The organism is Alloacidobacterium dinghuense, from assembly GCF_014274465.1.
Taxonomy (GTDB): Bacteria; Acidobacteriota; Terriglobia; order Terriglobales; family Acidobacteriaceae; genus Alloacidobacterium; species Alloacidobacterium dinghuense.
Genome location: NZ_CP060394.1, coordinates 744,306 through 760,292 on the forward strand (window position 1 = coordinate 744,306; position 15,987 = coordinate 760,292).

A 15,987-nucleotide genomic window follows, 5' to 3' on the forward strand; every position below is an offset into this window, starting at 1 on the left:
ATGCCACCATTCCTATGGCTAAACCAGAGGAGGGCAGCATGCCAAAGTTGCGAGCACTATGGATTCGGCTCCGCGGACTCATCGGCCGCAAATCAGAGGATTTCAATGCCGAACTCGAAAGCCACCTCCAACTCCACATTGAGGACAATCTCCGCCGAGGCATGACGCCCGAACAAGCCCGCCGCGAAGCTCTGATCAAACTCGGAGGCATAGAGCAGACAAGACAGGCTTACCGAGAGCGCCAAAGCCTGCCCCCGATCGAAAGCCTGTGGCAGGACATCCGCTTCGGCCTGCGCATGCTCTGGAAAAGTCCCGGCTTCACTGTCACAGCCGTTTTAACGCTCGCCCTCGGCATCGGCGCAAACACTGCCATCTTCTCCGTAGTCAAAGCCGTCCTGATGGCCCCGCTTCCGTACAAGGACCCGAGCCGCATCGTCGCCGTATGGACAGCGAGCCCTGCACGCGGAAATCAGCCTCTTCCCAACTCTCCAGGCGACTTCGCCATTTGGAAAAAGAGCGGCATCTTCGAAGATCTCGCACCCTCCTATGACGACGAAAAAACGCTGACCGGGCAGGGTTCGCCGCAATTCCTCATCGGCTACGCTGTCTCGGCAAACTACCTCCGCATCCTCGGCGTCCAGCCGCAGTTAGGCCGCCTCTACACCGACGAAGAAGACAAGCCCGGCGGCCCAAAAGTAGCGCTGCTCAGCAATCATCTCTGGCGCGCAACCTTTCATTCTGACCCCAACATCGTCGGCAAAGCCATCACTCTAGACGGCAAGCCCTGTACCGTTCTTGGTGTCATGCCGCCGACATTCGACTACCCGCCAACCGTCGATCTCTGGAACCCGGCCGCTATGGCCCCGTCCGACTTCGACGACTTCAACCGCACCTACGTCCGCATTCTCGGACGCCTCCGCTCCGGAATCACTCTTGAAGCAGCGCAAAAAGAAATCAACGCGCTCGAAGCCCAGACTGCTCTCGCACATCCATCCACTGACAATGGCAACCGCGTCGTCCTCGCCCCCATTCGCCAGCAGCTTGTGGGTGACATCCGCAAGCCGCTGCTGATTCTCCTCGGTGCTGTCGGTCTAGTGCTGCTGATCGCCTGCGCCAACACCGCAGGCCTCGCGCTCGCGCGCAATGCCGAGCGGCAAAAGGAAATCTCCGTGCGCCTCGCCCTAGGCGCAACTCGCTTGCGCCTGCTGCGACAGTTCGTTACCGAAAACCTGCTCCTCGCCATCATGGGCGGAGCCGCGGGCATACTGCTCGCGCTCGCCGGAACACGCCTCCTGCTTCCGCTTTTCCCCAACGACGTAGCGAACCTGCAAATCCCGAAAGTGACAGAGATCCCCATCGACGGCGGCGTCCTCCTCTTCGCATTAGTCATCACGATGCTCTCGACATTTCTTTTCGGAGTGCTGCCGGTGCTCAAAGCCACACGCGCTGAAGCCAGTGACGCGATGAAGGAATCAGCGCGCAGCGCAACAGCCAGCCGCCGCTCGAATCGCTCCCGCAGCGCCATCGTCGTCTCGGAAGTTGCGATCTCGCTCATCCTGCTCACCGCCGCCGGACTCGTCGTGGCAAGCTTTCAGCGGGTCATGAACTCCGATCTCGGCTTTCAGTCCGATCACGTCCTCGCGCTCCAGGTCTTTCTACCGCTCGACCGCTATCCAAGCAACGATCAGGAAAAAAGACGAGCACTCGTCAATGAAGCCATCAGCAGGATGAGCGCCGTGCCCGGAGTGAAATCAGCCGGAGCGACAAACTTCCTGCCGCTCATCGGTTTCTGGGGCACAACCAATTTTCTGTTTCATGGACAGGTCCCGCCCAAAGACGGCCAGCTCCCCGAAGCCGACAACCGCCTCATGACTCCGGGCTACATGCAGACCATGGGCATCCCGCTGCTTCGCGGACGAGCCTTCACCGACGCCGACCGTTCCGACAGCGCTCACGTAGCGATGATCAACCAGACTTTCGCGCGGCAATACTTCAAGGACAAAGATCCCATCGGCGAAGAATTGAACCTCGGTACCGTCGACAAGCCTGACTGGTGGCGCATCGTCGGCATCAGCGGCGACGTCAAATCCTTCGGCCAGGACCAGCCCACCCACGCCGATATCTACCGCCCGTTTGATCAAGACCCATTTCCACTCGTCGCATTCGTGCTGCACACCGACACTGATCCCGCGTCGATGATCAAGCCCGCTGAACAAGCCTTGTGGAGCCTCGATCCTGACCTGCCCGTCTTCAAAGCCATCCCCATGGACTCACTCGCCAACCAATCGCTCGCCCTGCGACGCGCAAGCTCTGTGCTGATCTCAGGCTTTGCCATCCTGGCATTAGTGCTCGCCTGCATCGGCATCTACGGAGTGATGGCCTATGCTGTCACACAGCGCACGCAGGAGATTGGCGTGCGCATGGCGTTAGGAGCAGGCCGCTCTGACGTGCTGCGTCTGATCCTTGGTTTTGGCTTCCGTTTGATCCTCGCCGGTGTAATCATCGGACTGGCGGGCGCGCTCGCAACCACTAGGCTGCTCACGAGCCTGCTCTTCGAGACAACTCCATTGAATCCGCTGATCTTTTCGTCGGCAGCCGCAGTGCTGATAGCAGTTGCCGTTCTGGCTTCCTATCTACCAGCAAGACGAGCAGCCTCCATCGATCCCATCAACGCCCTGCGGACGGAATAGGGCATTCTGATAGTCGTCATTCTGACGACCGAAGGGAGGAAGAATCTCAGCGACGAAAGCGAGGATGAGATTCGCCGCCATGACGCACTCTTCGCGTTGTCGGAGCTAGAAGCGCACTTTGTTCAATATCACCGACCGCGCAGGATACAGGAGCGCAGCGACACACAAGGTCACCATCCCTTCACGCAAATATGCAGCAGTCGAAACAGAAACTCCGACGCCAGTCGCAAGGGCGACATAAGCAGCTATGCACATCGGACACTTCGGCATCAACACCAACAGTGCACCAGAAACCACGCCACCCGAAGTACGCTTCCAGAAACCGCGCCGTAGCGCTGCGGTCTTACGACCGCAGCACACATGCCCGCTCACGACTCACTCTCCGCGCAACCACACGCTGAGACATTCTTGGCCGCAACATATCGCCCATGCTCGTTCACCGAGCCGTCAGCTTCGTAGCGGTCATGGTGCCGAACCCAGTCCGTCAGGTTGTAACGAGGCCCATTCTCATTGCGGCCCTTAGGCGCAATGTCGAGATACATGTACGTCGAGACAAACTGCTCATCGCCACGCCCGTGCGTCGAATAGGTGTGGTAAATGTCGCCGCTTGAATCCTTATAGAAGACGCTGTCCCCGGAAAGCTCCTCGATCGAAGCATCGATCATGGCATAGTTATAGAAAACCTTGCCGCTCGCAATCTCTTCCAGCGTGAACGACACATGGAAGTCGTAGTTGAAGTCGCTGCCATACGAAGACACCCACTTGAACTTCCATCCCATGCGCTCTTTGAACGTTTCAATCTCTTCGAGCGGCGCCCGCGAGACTGAGACGAACGAAACATCATGGTGCTCCAGATGCGCCAGCGTTCCATCAATGTGATCGGACTTGAAAGAACACCCGACACAACCCTCCTTCCATCCTGGCCCGAACATAAAGTGCTGAACAATCAGCTGGCTGCGCCCGTCAAAGAGGTTTGCCAGCGTTACTTTTCCATCGGGTCCATCGAAAACGTAATTCTTCTCAACCCGCACCCACGGCAATTCGCGCCGCTGCTGGTTTAAAACATCGCGCAGCCGCGTTAATTCTTTCTCCCGCGCCAGCAGCGCCTTTCGCGCTGCCAGCCACTCCGCCCGCGATACGATCTTGTGGCTCACACTCATTGTTGCCATTTCTCATTCTCCTTTTATGTCGAGCGTAGGCTCGTTCTCACCCGTGGCACTGTGCCTTCGACTGTTGATTGTCGTAGCGGTCGTGATGACGAACCCACGCCATCCCGTCTGGCAACAACTCCTCTTCATCCCGCCCCTTCGGCACCATGTCAAGGAAGTGATAGGGAAGCAGCATCCCTTCGCCTCCTCGCGCGTACGACGAATATGTATGGAAGACATTGCCATCGCTATCCTTGTAGAAGACGCTCGTGCCCGTTGCTTCCTCGCTCGGAAATCCGCTCAAACCATAGTTGTAATCAAACTTGTGGCTCGCCATCTCCTCCGGGGTGAACGACACGCGATAGTCATAGTTGAAGTCTCTGCCGTACGACGACACCCACTTGAAGCCCCATCCCATGCGTTTCTTGAATGCGTCAATCTTCGCGAACGGAGCCCGGGAAATCGCGATCAGCGTCACATCGCGCTGCGCCAGATGAATCACGCTTCGATCGAAATGATCCGCCCCCATCGAGCATCGCGGGCATCCTGCTTCCCAAGCCGGTCCGAACATGAAGTGATATACAACCAACTGGCTGCGCCCATCAAACAGATCCGCCAGCGTTTCCTTGCCGTTTGGCCCATCAAACACATAGCTCTTCTCGATCTTCACCCACGGCAGCTCACGACGCTTGCGGCTCAACTCATCCCGCAACCGTGTAAGCTTTTTCTCCTCGGTCAGCAATTCCTTCCTCGCCTCAAGCCATTCTTCCTGTGAAACAACCGGGTGATCCTGCACAACTGCGCTCATACCATTTCTCCATTGGATATCGTAACTGCTACGGTTTCAAATCAAGCAGCGCCGCGCCGCTCGTTGCATCCCACCCGTCCTGCATATCCGTCGTCGTTTATCGCGCTCGCCGGGCATTCCCGGTCAAGAAGGTTACGGCTTCAGGCGCTTGTCCACGCAGCCCCGGAGCTTCGCGAAATAGTTTGTCCAGCCTTGGTTCACGTCGACGCCATCCTGAAGTTCCAGCGGTATCAGCCCCATCGCCCGATGCGAAAAGTCAAGGCGCGTCAAACCATCGACTTCCTGCAACCGAAACTGCACATGCGAGGTCGCCGCAGCCGACATGAACATCGGCCCATGAAGCTCAAGCAACTCTGGCGGCCGAATCGCCTGCACATGACCCCACAAATGTCCGGCGCCGTTACCCAGATCACGGAACCAGCGTCCGCCCGGCCATGCCTCCAGCTTCATATCGAGCAGTGGTGCATCCTCGCCACAGCTCAGCATCGGGCCAAGCTGTTCCAGAACCGTCTCAAAAACAATGTCAATCGAGGCCGCAATCTCTACCTCGCGCACCACTTCGAGCACCTGCAGATTCTGTTGTGCCTTCGGCGCTGTCGCTGTCCCCATCACTCATCTCCCTGGATAGTTCGTCTAACGTTTTGCGCGTTCGTCCACGCCCGCACGAACATTCACAAAAAAGTTGTCCCAGCCGTTATTCACATCCACTCCATCCATCAGGTGATGCGGAATCAGCCCCACCGCGCGGTGTGCAAAGTCGATGCGCGTCAGCCCGTTTTCTTTCTTCAGCCGAAAGATCACGTGATTCACCGCAGGCGCCGACATGAACATCGGCCCGTGCATCTCGAGCAGCTCAGGAGGCCTGATCGCCTGCACTGTGCCCCACCAATAACCGGTGTTGCTGCCAAAGTCGCGATACCAGCGTCCGCCCGGCCACGCCTCCAGTGTCAAATTGTGCGGCGTCTTGTCGGGAGCCTCATTGAGCGGCCCCATGTTCTCAAGTAATGTCTCCCAGACGACATCGATCGTCGCCGCAATCTCGATCTCGCGCGTTACTTCAAGAACTTCGACCTGCTCGGTCATCTTCACGCTCATTTCTCCTCCCGATTCCGATCGGTCTGATTTTCGCGGGCTATCCGCTCCGCCATCTTCTGCTCGGCGCGTATCTTGATGCGGTCGAGCTGGTGCGTCCAGAAGCGCTCAAACACCTTCACCCAGTCATGCACAGGCTTCAGCTCCTTCGCGTTCAGGCGGTAGTAGCGCATCTGCCCGCGCTTCGACACCGTCACCACGCCCACCTTGCGCAACACGCCAAGGTGCTTCGACACTGTCGGCTGCGGCATCCGCAACCGCAGCACCACATCCCCCACCGCATGCTCCCCACCATCAGAAAGCATGCCGATAATCTCCCGCCGCCGCGGCTCAGCAATCGCGTTGAAGACATCGGTGGTGGTAGCCGCTCTTGCCATGTCAAGAAATGTATATTCCTATATAGGAATATATGTCAAGTAAACGAAGAAGGATTTTTTTCTGTATCTGCTATCGAAACTGAAAGAGCCTGGACTTCTGCGAATCAGTTCTTAACGCTGTCATCCTGAGCGAAGCGAAGGATCTGCTGTTTCTCAACCATTGAATAAACCTGGGTGCCCCATCCTATCGCGTAGTTTGCGATAGGGTGGGAAAGCACATCACTTAGACTGGAAATCTCAGAAGTCTCGCGGTCCTTGGAGGTAGAAGACTCACCTAATCCGCCACCATCAACTCACCCGGCAGAATCGGCCGCGTCCGCGGCAGCAACCCAAACGCAGCCGCGATCCCAACCCCAGCAAGCACGCCAACATAAATCACCAGCTTCACCAGGTCCGTAGCGTGATTCTTAGGCAAAGTCTTCCAGAGAATCAACAACACCGTCTGCGCCAGCGTCACCGCCCACACCGAACCATAAAAGTACCGCCGCTCCGTGCCTTCACCTTTGGTCGAGCGCCGCACACGCGGCAACACACCCACCAACCCGAGCAGCAGAATCAAAGCGCAAAGAGGGAAGTAGCCATACCGATAAATCTGCATCATGTGCCAGCGCCGATTCACAACCGCATCCACCAGCCCGGCCAAATTCAGCAGCGCAAAACTCAACACCGCATTCCACGCAAAGGTGTAGCAGACCTTGCGGTACAGCGGATTCGGCCTGTCCTCATCGAAGCGCAGAATGTAAGGCGCAGGCTCCGCCCCCGGCAGCTTGCCGCGATACGCAGCAATGCCAGTGCCGACAAGCACCGCGCCCAGCCACAATAGATTCCGCGCGCTTCCGCCCGCGGCAAACAGATCAAACGTCAGCCACCCGGGAGCAAGAAAGAAAACCCAAATCCAGATCGGCCAGTGCGCCAGCCGATACAGCCGCGTATTGCGCTCGCGCATCTTCCGCTGCGCCGCATATTCCACCTTGATCGAGTAGGCCATGATGCAGTGGCAGCAGTCTTTCAGTAGCGCACAACGCAGTCAAGTGAACGTCGGGATCCATACAGGTAGGCGCGGGTTTTAACCCGCGCACCACTGTATCAAGAGACCAGCGCGGCTTTAGCCGCTGAGGTGTTTGAGAACTAAGCCCCCGGCCCCTTCGCCGCGATCACATCGATTTTGCTCACGTTCGGATCCTTCGCCAACAGCGCCTTCGTCTGCTCGCTGAAGAGCGCCTTCGCAATCTCGCCATTCAGATGTGCATCGCGCCCCGCCTCATCCGCAAAGGTGTCAAAGATGCCGAAACCGTACGGCCCGAGCCGCACCACGTACCACGTCAACGTGCCTGGTTCCTGCTCTGCCAAAGGCTGTGCCGACTTCAAAAACGCTTCTACCTCAGCCTCTTTACCCGGCTTCGCATGAACTTCCGCCCAAATTGAATACTTGACCATGTGCAATTTCTCCTGCCCATTGGATGTCGGCTTTTATGTCAGATTTGTCAAATTCTCGTCACCAGTGCAGGCGATCATCCATCCCGCTTGGGCAGCGCGCCGGCTAATAACAAAGCACCCCCCGCCAGCCCCATGTCCTTCAGATAATTTCCACCCACAAGGTCCTCCGGATGCGCCGCCAGCCACGGCACCCAAACAATCAACCCAAAGAGCAGAATCAGAATCCCCAGCAATGTCGCGGCCAGCCGAACCTTGTTGTTAAGGAAAATCGCAAGCGCCGCCACAAGAAACGCAGTGCCGGTAAAGTAAGACCACATCGGCTGCCCCGGCAGCGGAAACTTCACGGCAGCCGACATCGGCTGCACCCCGGGCGCAAACGCGGGAAAGACAAAGTGCAGCACGCCCAGCGTGGCGACCGCGATGGCGAAAAGCACGCGTCCTGTAGTAAAAACCTTGTCCCTGCCCGAATCCTTCCATACCTCAGACTGCGTCCCTGCAAACAGAAACGCCGCTCCGCTCAGCCCCAGGTCCTTGCACGCGTTGTGCAGACGACCCGGAAAAGCCCCAAAGATCGGATCCATCGCAAACACGTCACCCGGCCATTGCGCCAGCAACCGCGAGTGAATCAACAGCACAAACGAAAGAATCATTACCCCCAGCAGAAAGCCGGCCAGCCACGCCTCGCGTTTCACCGTGATCGCCACGCCGGCAGCGATCAGCGCAATGCCCACAAAGTAAGCCCAGAAAAAATGCCACGGAATCCATGGCGGCACAATCGTCGCCACAATGGTGGCAAACAGAAAATGCTGCACACCGAAAATCACCATGGGCAACGCCAGCAGAAACCGCCCGGATTCGAGCAACGCGTCAATTGCGCGATTGTCTTCGATCGCCTGTGTCCAACTCATAGCACCACCTCGCAGCTATGGAACATCGCGTAGTACCATGTCGTCCAAACCTTTGCGCCTGAGTGTGAAAGAATCTCGACCAATGGAGTGGGTGACCAGTCGGCTCATTCTTCAACCCGAACCGTGAACATGGCACCGACTCGCCTAAGGTCCAACTTTCTGTCCCGGCAGATAGTCGTCTCGACACATATGTCCACCACAGCTCGAATTTGACGTAGTGCGAAGCCAACCGTCGTAGGTATAGTGTTTCTGACGAACGCGGAATCTCGGCATAGCATTCTTCAGTCCCTAAAATTCCGGGAAGAGTTCCTCCAGGAGGAGTCATGCGAAGCAAGCAGGCAAGACGAGTGTGTCTGTTCTTTCTATTGTTCATTGCCTTGACGTTCAATCTGCGACTACTCGCGGCGTCAGCCGACGAGTTCCACGTGCCCGTCGAATACTACAAGCTGCCCAACGGCCTGCGCGTGGTGCTCTCACCCGACCACACTGCGCCTACGGTCTGCGTAGGCGTTTATTACCGCATCGGCTTCCGCATCGAACCCAAGGACCGGACCGGTTTCGCGCACCTCTTCGAACACATGATGTTCCAGGGCTCAGCCAATCTCGGCAAAATGGAGTTCATCAAGCTCATCCAGTCCAACGGCGGCATCCTCAACGGCTCCACGCGTTTTGATTTCACGAATTATTTTGAAGTCGTCCCATCGAACAAACTCGAAACCATCCTGTGGGCCGAAGCCGACCGCATGAGCGGCCTCGCCGTCACCGAAGACAACCTCAAGAACCAGCAGGGCGTTGTCGGCAACGAAGTCAAGGTCAACGTCCTCAACCGTCCCTATGGCGGTTTCCCATGGATTGACCTGCCCATGGCCGCCAATACCAACTGGTACAACGCCCACAACTTCTACGGCGATCTGAGCGACATCGAATCCGCCAAGCTCGATGAAGTAAAGAAATTCTTCGACACCTACTACGCGCCCAACAACGCAGCACTGGCAATCGTCGGCGATTTCGAACCGGCTGACGCCAAGAAGTTCGTCGAAAAATATTTCGGCTCCATCAAGCCATCGCAATTGCCTCCGCAACCCGACCTCACCGAGCCGCGCCAGGAAAAGGAAAAAGTCATCACCAAGACTGACCCGCTGGCGCCGCGCCCCGCGCTCGCCATCGCCTACCACATGCCCGACCGCAATACGCCCGAGTACTACGCGATGGGCCTCATCGAACAGATGCTCATCGAAGGCAATGACAGCCTGCTCTACAAGGAACTCGTCCAGAAGCGGGGCCTGACTGACTCGATCGAGGGCGGCATCAATCTCCTCGGCAACATGTTCGACTACGCCGGCCCCATGCTGCTTTCCGCCGACGTTCGCTACGACCCCACCACTACATCGGACACGATCCTCGCCGCCATGGACACCGCCATCAACCCGCTGCTCGAAAAGCCTGTGGACAAGCAACTGCTCGACCGCGCCCGCGTCAAGGCGCGCTCCAGTCTCTACGACACCATGACGCAATTTGGCGGCTTCGGCCTCATGGACCTGCTCTCCAGCTTCGCCCTCTTCGACGATGATCCGTCGCACGTCAATTCCATCGTGCCGGAGTTCGACAAGGTCACGCCGGAGCTGATCCAGAAAACCGCTCAGGAATACCTGCGGAAGACCAACCGCACCGTCGTCATCGTGCAACCCGCACCCAAGAACACAGCCGCCGCGCCGGCGCAGAAGCCGTAGGAGAGGAGAACCCCAATGATGAATATGACGAACAAGATCACCATCTCCACGCTCATCCTCGCCGCAGCAGCTTCCACAACCGCGTTGGCGCAAAAACAGACGCCGCCTGAAGGCGCGCCGCCCAAGGCATTCACCGTTCCGGCGCATGAAAGCTACACCCTGCCCAACGGATTGAAGATCACGCTCGTACCCTACGGCATCATTCCCAAGGTCACCGTCAGCCTGGCTGTGAACGCGGGCAGCATCAACGAAGGCAGCAATCACGGCGGAGTCGCAAGCATCACATCCGAACTGCTCAAAGAGGGAACCGAGAAGCTGACTCCCGAGCAGCTCGCCGACGAAGCCGCCCGCATGGGCAGTACGGTCAGCGTCACCGCCACCGACGATCAGACCATCGCAGAGCTCGATATCCTTTCTGAATTTGGCCCTGATGCCGTGCGCCTGCTCTCAGACGTTCTCCAACACCCCCGCCTGCCCGATTCCGAGTTGCCGCGCCTCAAGACCGACCTACTCCGTCAGATCGCCCTTGGATCGTCCCGTCCACAAGTCATCGCGCAGATGCACTTCCGCAAGATCATCTACGGCGACCACCCCTATTCGGTCGTCCTCCCATCCGATACCGAAGTGAAGGCCATCACCCTCGATGACGTGAAGACCTACTTCAATACGAATTTCAATCCCGAAAGATCCCATCTTTATGTCGCCGGAAAATTCGAAACCGGCGCAGTGAAAAAGGCCATCTCGGAGAGCTTCAGCAAATGGCCCAAGGGCGGAGCGCCATGGAAGCCGGACGTCCCCTCGCCGAAGTCCGGTCACACTCTCGATGTAACCGATCGTCCCGGCGCACCACAGTCGACGCTGATCATCGGTTTGCCAGTGCCTCCGCCTAATAGCCCGGATGCGATCCCGCTGCTGGTTACCAACGCCCTGCTTGGCGGATCCTTCAATTCACGCATCACCGCCAACATCCGCGAACAGAAGGGCTACACCTATTCGCCCTTCAGCACCATCTCGCGCCGCTACCACGACGCCTACTGGGCAGAGAACGCCGACGTCACGACGCAATTCACCGGCCCGTCGATCAAGGAGATCTTCGGCGAAATCGACCGCCTCAAAGGCGCGCCACCGGCCGATCCCGAGTTGAAGGGAATCCAGAACTATCTCTCCGGCCTCTTCATCATCCAGAACTCCAGCCGCGGAGCCCTCATCACCCAGCTGCAATACGTCGATTTCCAGGGCCTCGGCGAAGACTACCTGAAAACCTACGTCGCAAAAGTGAACGCCGTAGCTCCAGCCGACGTCCAGAAAATGACCGCCAACTACCTGAAACCAGACCAGATGACCATCGTAGTCGTAGGCGACAAGTCGAAAATCACCGACCAGCTCACTCCCTGGTCAACGCAGTAGCCAAGCCACGAACACGGGTGCCCCAGGTCTCGATTCTGAGACCTGGGTTTTAAAACCACAAAAGTGCTCTTGACTCTCGCCTCAGTAACGCTTTTACAGATCAAGAATTTGTCAGGCCCCCGGTTGCCAAGATTTCCACTAACCATCTCATTAAGAAGCACTTCCGTCACTTCCGATTTGGCGTATATTTCTTCCGGATCAGGTATTCTTAATATAGGGAATCATTTATTGCCCAAATGCGGATGCATGCGGTTTGTTCTTCATCCGCTAGATGATAGATACGTCAATAAATCTTTGAAAGTGGGTAATTTAGCGATAGTTATCGCGTAGGCGATTGAAAATAAAGATCTCCGTACAAAATAGCGGAGGGGGTACCCTCCGGAAATTGCAACCAGAATGAAAGCCTTCGTCACAGGGTCCACAGGATTCGTCGGGAGTCACGTAGCCAAGTTCCTTGCCTGCCAGGGAGCAGACCTCCGTCTCCTCATCCGCAAGTCCAGCAATCTATCGAACCTCTCAGGAATGGCCGCTCCAACGTCGTTCGACACCATCACAGGCGATCTCCTCGACCCCGAGTCGCTCCGTCCCGGTATCCGTGGCTGCGACTTCGTATTCCACGTAGCCGCCGACTACCGCCTCTGGGTCCGCGACCCGAAGCAGATGTACGCCGCCAACGTGGACGGCACGCGCGAACTGCTCCGCGTTGCCCGCGAAGAGGGCGTGCGCCGTGTCATCTACACCTCCAGCGTGGCGACCATGGGCTTTAAGACCGACGGTACCATCGTCGACGAGAACACGCCCGTCTCCCTGGCCGACATGGTCGGCCACTACAAGCGCTCCAAGTTCCTCGCCGAGCAGGAAGCTCTCAAAGCCGCCTATGATGGTCAGGAAGTAATGATCCTCAACCCCACCACCCCCATTGGCCCCGGCGACATCAAACCCACGCCCACTGGCCGCATCATCGTCGACTTCCTCAATAAGAAGTTCCCTGCTTATGTCGACACCGGCCTCAACCTGGTCGACGTAGAAGAAGTCGCCCGCACCCATGTTTGCGCAACCGACATAGGAACCCCCGGCGAGCGCTACATTCTCGGTGGTGAAAACCTGACCCTGAAGCAGATCCTCGACAAGATGTCCGCCATCACTGGCCTGCCTTCGCCCACAACGAAAGTCCCGCACGCGGTAGCCATGGGCTTCGCCTTCTTCGACGAAACCATCACCGGCCGCATTCTGGGCAAAGAGCCGCGCGCGACCGTAGAAGCGGTCCGCATGGGCAAAAAGAAGATGTTCGCCTCGTCAGCCAAGGCAACACGCGATCTCGGCTTCCGCCAGATTCCCGTATACCCGGCACTGCGCGCCGCCATCGAATGGTTCCGCGCCAACGGGTACGCTCCATGAAGCGCATCGGCATCATCGCAGCCCTCCCCGGAGAATTGAAGCCGCTGGTAAAAGGCTGGCAGCAGCGCGGCCGGATCCACATTGGCCAGGTAAACGAAGGAGAGGCCGGCGAAACCGAATACCTCGCCACCGCAGGCGGAATGGGTGCCGAAGCCGCAACCCGAGCCTGTGAATTGGTCCTGGCCGAAGGTAAACTCGACGCACTCGTTTCCTATGGCTGGTCCGGCGCGCTCTCCTGCGGACTGAAGCCACCAACAGCTTGCGTCATCGCCGAAGTCATCGACAGCCGCACCAATGAGCAATTCCGCACCGCGTCGAGCGAAGGCCAGCGTCTTCTGACGCTCGACCATGTTGCTCGGCCCGACGAGAAGCGTGCTCTCGCGCAAAAATACCAGGCTCCGCTCGTCGACATGGAAGCCGCGGCCGTTGCCCGTGTTGCTGCCGCCAGAAATATTCCCTTTTATTGCCTCAAAGGAATTTCCGACGGCTACACCGACAACCTGCCCGACTTCAACCGCTTTCTCGGAAGAGACGGCCAGTTGCAGATGTCAGCCTTCATCGCTTATTCTTTGCTCCACCCGAAATACTGGTCCGCGCTTTTGCAGCTAGGCAGACAAAGTAACGATGCAGCCCGCAACCTCGCGACCCTAGCCTCTGAGACTCTTGGCAAGACGCTGTAATCTGGTAGTAACAGTCATGTCGACATTTACCACCGACGCTCCCGCTACTGGGAGCGAAACCATCCCCGCATTCATGCAGGCCGTCGTCTACCGTGCCGTCAACGACGTGCGCGTTGAAACCATCCCTGTACCGGAAATCGGCCCCGGTGAGATTCTCATCCGCGTTCATTCCTGTGGCATCTGCGGAACCGACCTCAAGAAGATTCACACCGGCTCGCACTCGGCCCCGCGCATCTTTGGCCACGAAACCTCCGGTACCATCGTCAAGACCGGCGAAGGCATCAGCAACTTCGCCGTAGGCGACCGCGTCATGGTCTTCCACCACATCCCCTGCGGCAAGTGCTACTACTGCCGCAAAAAGACCTTCGCCCAGTGCGCCACCTACAAGAAAGTCGGCTGCACCGCTGGCTTCGAACCCTCCGGCGGAGGCTTCGCCGAATACATCCGCGTCATGGATTGGATCGTCTCCATGGGCGGCGTGCTCAAAATCCCCGACGGCGTCCCCTTCGAGCAGGCTGCCTTCGTCGAGCCCATCAACACCTGCCTCAAAGCCATTAAGAATCTCAACCTCGCCCTCGACGAAACCGTGCTGGTCGTCGGCCAGGGACCCATCGGCATCATGTTGGCCGCGCTCGCCGCGCGCACTGGAGCCAAAATCCTGACATCCGATCTCTACCCTGAGCGCCACGCCATCGCCGCAGCCTACGGTCTCAATCACCCCATCGACGCGGGCAAGGAGAACGTCATCGAAGTCGCGAAACGCGAATCCGAAGGCCGCGGAGCAGACGCCGTCATCCTCGCCGTCGGCGGCAACGCCCTCATCCGCACCGCCATGGACGCGGCCCGTCCCGGCGGCCGCGTATTACTTTTCGCGCAAACCCAGCACAGTGAGGCTATGATTGATCCGGCAGCCGTCTGCATGGACGAGAAGACGCTGCTTGGCTCCTACAGCGCTTCAGTTGAAATTCAGGATGAGGGCGCACAATTAGTCTTCGACGGCTACCGCAACGGATTCGACCTGACCCGGCTCATTTCGCACCGGTTCCCGTTGGAGGAAGCCGTCGAAGCCATTGAAGTCGCATCCAATCCAACAGCTGCGTCGATGAAAGTTTTTATTCAGCCGAATCTGAGAAAATAGAAAAGATATGGCGAATCAAATGACGGCCGCTGTGCTCTACGGGAAAGAAGACCTGCGTATCGAGCAGGTGCCCGTACCATCGGCCGGACCCGGTGAGATCGTCGTGAGCGTGGCCGCAGCACTTACCTGCGGAACTGACCTTAAGGTCTACCGTCGCGGCTATCACGCAAAAATGCTGAAGCCGCCCATCGCCTTCGGACACGAGCTGGCGGGAGTTGTCGTAGAAGCTGGAAAAGGCCTGACCGATTTCCGCGTTGGCGACCGCGTCGTCGCGCTCAACTCCGCCCCCTGCGACGCGTGCTACTACTGCAAGCACCATCAACAGAATCTCTGCGACGACCTGCTCTTCAACAATGGAGCGTATGCCGAGTACATTCGCATTCCCGCACGCATTGTCGAGAAAAACACGCTGCACGTTCCCGACGGCGTCCCATTCGAACACGCCGCTCTGACTGAGCCCCTGGCATGTGTCGTGCGCGGCCTTGAAGAGACCAACGCCCAGCCTGGCGATACAGTCGTGGTCATCGGAGCGGGCCCGATCGGGCTCATGTTCATCAATACTGCGCAGCTAGCTGGCATGCACGTCATTGCAGTCGTAAAGCGCGATGAGCAGATCGAAGCGGCCAAGGTCTTCGGTGCGGAACAAGTCGTTCAAACCACGGCGGTAAAAGACGTCGTTGCAGCAGTCCGCAGCCTCACGCCGAACAACCGCGGCGTCGACGTAGCCATTGAAGCCGTTGCCACGCCGGCGACTTGGCAGCAGGCCGTCGAAATGGTGCGCAAAGGTGGAGTCGTCAACTTCTTCGGCGGATGCGCCGCTGGCACCAAGGTTGAGCTCGACACAAATCGTCTGCACTACAACGACATCACGCTCAAGGCCAGCTTTCATCACACTCCGGCAACCGCACGCAGAGCCTTCGAACTCATCACCAGCGGGCAGTTCAATTGCCGTGAATACATTACGGGCCGCGCGCCACTATCGCGCCTCGATGAAGTCTTCCGCAAGCTGATGGACCGATCGAGCGACATTAAAACGGCCATCATCCCGTAAACTGAAAGAATCGTTCGCACCGATGATTCTCAGTGGCACCGTCATTCTGACGACCAACGGGAGGAAGAATCTCAGCGATGTAGGGGCTCCAATCTTGATTCAACCTCAGGATTAACTACCATT

Annotated in this window: 16 protein-coding genes; 7 read left to right on the plus strand and 9 right to left on the minus strand. The window is 57.9% G+C overall.

All coding sequences use genetic code 11. The features are described 5' to 3' along the window. Positions 1-38: 38 nt before the first annotated feature. A complete protein-coding gene (locus H7849_RS03055) occupies positions 39-2,690 on the plus strand; it encodes an ABC transporter permease (protein ID WP_186744048.1) in 2,652 nt (883 codons plus the stop codon). A gap of 105 nt (positions 2,691-2,795) precedes the next feature. Here the strand turns inward: H7849_RS03055 and H7849_RS03060 are convergent, their stop codons facing one another. The 9 genes from H7849_RS03060 to H7849_RS03100 all read right to left on the minus strand — a co-directional run bounded on the left by H7849_RS03060 (position 2,796) and on the right by H7849_RS03100 (position 8,460). Then, positions 2,796-3,062: a hypothetical protein gene (locus H7849_RS03060; RefSeq protein WP_186744050.1), complete on the minus strand. Its 267-nt coding sequence runs from the start codon at positions 3,060-3,062 to the stop codon at positions 2,796-2,798. Continuing rightward, the gene (locus H7849_RS03065; protein WP_222439758.1) at positions 3,059-3,859 is read right to left on the minus strand and encodes a DUF899 domain-containing protein; all 801 of its coding nucleotides are present in this window, start codon (positions 3,857-3,859) and stop codon (positions 3,059-3,061) included. The genes H7849_RS03060 and H7849_RS03065 overlap by 4 nt, the downstream gene beginning before the upstream one ends. A 37-nt stretch (positions 3,860-3,896) precedes the next feature. After that, positions 3,897-4,646: a DUF899 domain-containing protein gene (locus H7849_RS03070; RefSeq protein WP_186744052.1), complete on the minus strand. Its 750-nt coding sequence runs from the start codon at positions 4,644-4,646 to the stop codon at positions 3,897-3,899. A 132-nt stretch (positions 4,647-4,778) separates the two neighbouring features. Next, positions 4,779-5,255, minus strand: coding sequence for an SRPBCC family protein (locus tag H7849_RS03075; protein WP_186744053.1), 477 nt, complete (start codon positions 5,253-5,255; stop codon positions 4,779-4,781). Positions 5,256-5,279: 24 nt separating this feature from the next. After that, positions 5,280-5,741, minus strand: coding sequence for an SRPBCC family protein (locus H7849_RS03080; RefSeq protein WP_186744055.1), 462 nt, complete (start codon positions 5,739-5,741; stop codon positions 5,280-5,282). Continuing rightward, positions 5,738-6,115, minus strand: a complete 378-nt coding sequence (locus tag H7849_RS03085) for an ArsR/SmtB family transcription factor (protein ID WP_186744056.1) — start codon at positions 6,113-6,115, stop codon at positions 5,738-5,740. The genes H7849_RS03080 and H7849_RS03085 overlap by 4 nt, the downstream gene beginning before the upstream one ends. A 274-nt stretch (positions 6,116-6,389) precedes the next feature. Next, positions 6,390-7,103 carry a hypothetical protein gene (locus tag H7849_RS03090; protein WP_186744057.1) on the minus strand — a complete coding sequence of 238 codons (714 nt, stop codon included), beginning with the start codon at positions 7,101-7,103 and terminating at the stop codon, positions 6,390-6,392. 140 nt (positions 7,104-7,243) lie between these two features. Further along, complete coding sequence (locus tag H7849_RS03095; RefSeq protein WP_186744058.1) at positions 7,244-7,552, minus strand: putative quinol monooxygenase; 309 nt, start codon at positions 7,550-7,552, stop codon at positions 7,244-7,246. A 74-nt stretch (positions 7,553-7,626) separates the two neighbouring features. After that, positions 7,627-8,460: a DoxX family protein gene (locus H7849_RS03100; protein ID WP_186744059.1), complete on the minus strand. Its 834-nt coding sequence runs from the start codon at positions 8,458-8,460 to the stop codon at positions 7,627-7,629. A 323-nt stretch (positions 8,461-8,783) separates the two neighbouring features. Between H7849_RS03100 and H7849_RS03105 the strand changes: the two genes are divergently transcribed. The 6 genes from H7849_RS03105 to H7849_RS03130 all read left to right on the plus strand — a co-directional run bounded on the left by H7849_RS03105 (position 8,784) and on the right by H7849_RS03130 (position 15,864). After that, the gene (locus H7849_RS03105; RefSeq protein ID WP_186744060.1) at positions 8,784-10,190 is read left to right on the plus strand and encodes a M16 family metallopeptidase; all 1,407 of its coding nucleotides are present in this window, start codon (positions 8,784-8,786) and stop codon (positions 10,188-10,190) included. Between the two features lie 15 nt (positions 10,191-10,205). Further along, complete coding sequence (locus H7849_RS03110; protein WP_186744061.1) at positions 10,206-11,597, plus strand: M16 family metallopeptidase; 1,392 nt, start codon at positions 10,206-10,208, stop codon at positions 11,595-11,597. A gap of 396 nt (positions 11,598-11,993) precedes the next feature. Continuing rightward, positions 11,994-12,995: a hopanoid-associated sugar epimerase gene (gene hpnA / locus H7849_RS03115; RefSeq protein WP_186744062.1), complete on the plus strand. Its 1,002-nt coding sequence runs from the start codon at positions 11,994-11,996 to the stop codon at positions 12,993-12,995. After that, on the plus strand, positions 12,992-13,675 hold the full coding sequence (locus H7849_RS03120; RefSeq protein WP_186744063.1) for a phosphorylase family protein: 684 nt from the start codon (positions 12,992-12,994) through the stop codon (positions 13,673-13,675). Before hpnA ends, H7849_RS03120 begins: the two co-directional genes overlap by 4 nt. 16 nt (positions 13,676-13,691) lie before the next feature. Then, the gene (locus H7849_RS03125; protein WP_186744065.1) at positions 13,692-14,813 is read left to right on the plus strand and encodes a zinc-dependent dehydrogenase; all 1,122 of its coding nucleotides are present in this window, start codon (positions 13,692-13,694) and stop codon (positions 14,811-14,813) included. 7 nt (positions 14,814-14,820) lie between these two features. Continuing rightward, positions 14,821-15,864, plus strand: coding sequence for a zinc-dependent alcohol dehydrogenase (locus tag H7849_RS03130; protein ID WP_186744067.1), 1,044 nt, complete (start codon positions 14,821-14,823; stop codon positions 15,862-15,864). Positions 15,865-15,987: the final 123 nt, after the last annotated feature.

Bases quoted from the DNA above. Each gene is read 5' to 3' on its own strand.
- H7849_RS03090 (WP_186744057.1), bottom strand. From the start codon at position 7,103: ATGGCCTACTCGATCAAGGTGGAATATGCGGCGCAGCGGAAGATGCGC.
- H7849_RS03105 (WP_186744060.1), top strand. From the start codon at position 8,784: ATGCGAAGCAAGCAGGCAAGACGAGTGTGTCTGTTCTTTCTATTGTTC.
- H7849_RS03110 (WP_186744061.1), top strand. From the start codon at position 10,206: ATGATGAATATGACGAACAAGATCACCATCTCCACGCTCATCCTCGCC.
- H7849_RS03070 (WP_186744052.1), bottom strand. From the start codon at position 4,646: ATGAGCGCAGTTGTGCAGGATCACCCGGTTGTTTCACAGGAAGAATGG.
- H7849_RS03100 (WP_186744059.1), bottom strand. From the start codon at position 8,460: ATGAGTTGGACACAGGCGATCGAAGACAATCGCGCAATTGACGCGTTG.
- H7849_RS03075 (WP_186744053.1), bottom strand. From the start codon at position 5,255: ATGGGGACAGCGACAGCGCCGAAGGCACAACAGAATCTGCAGGTGCTC.
- H7849_RS03080 (WP_186744055.1), bottom strand. From the start codon at position 5,741: ATGAGCGTGAAGATGACCGAGCAGGTCGAAGTTCTTGAAGTAACGCGC.
- hpnA (WP_186744062.1), top strand. From the start codon at position 11,994: ATGAAAGCCTTCGTCACAGGGTCCACAGGATTCGTCGGGAGTCACGTA.
- H7849_RS03095 (WP_186744058.1), bottom strand. From the start codon at position 7,552: ATGGTCAAGTATTCAATTTGGGCGGAAGTTCATGCGAAGCCGGGTAAA.
- H7849_RS03055 (WP_186744048.1), top strand. From the start codon at position 39: ATGCCAAAGTTGCGAGCACTATGGATTCGGCTCCGCGGACTCATCGGC.
- H7849_RS03125 (WP_186744065.1), top strand. From the start codon at position 13,692: ATGTCGACATTTACCACCGACGCTCCCGCTACTGGGAGCGAAACCATC.
- H7849_RS03120 (WP_186744063.1), top strand. From the start codon at position 12,992: ATGAAGCGCATCGGCATCATCGCAGCCCTCCCCGGAGAATTGAAGCCG.
- H7849_RS03085 (WP_186744056.1), bottom strand. From the start codon at position 6,115: ATGGCAAGAGCGGCTACCACCACCGATGTCTTCAACGCGATTGCTGAG.
- H7849_RS03130 (WP_186744067.1), top strand. From the start codon at position 14,821: ATGGCGAATCAAATGACGGCCGCTGTGCTCTACGGGAAAGAAGACCTG.
- H7849_RS03065 (WP_222439758.1), bottom strand. From the start codon at position 3,859: ATGGCAACAATGAGTGTGAGCCACAAGATCGTATCGCGGGCGGAGTGG.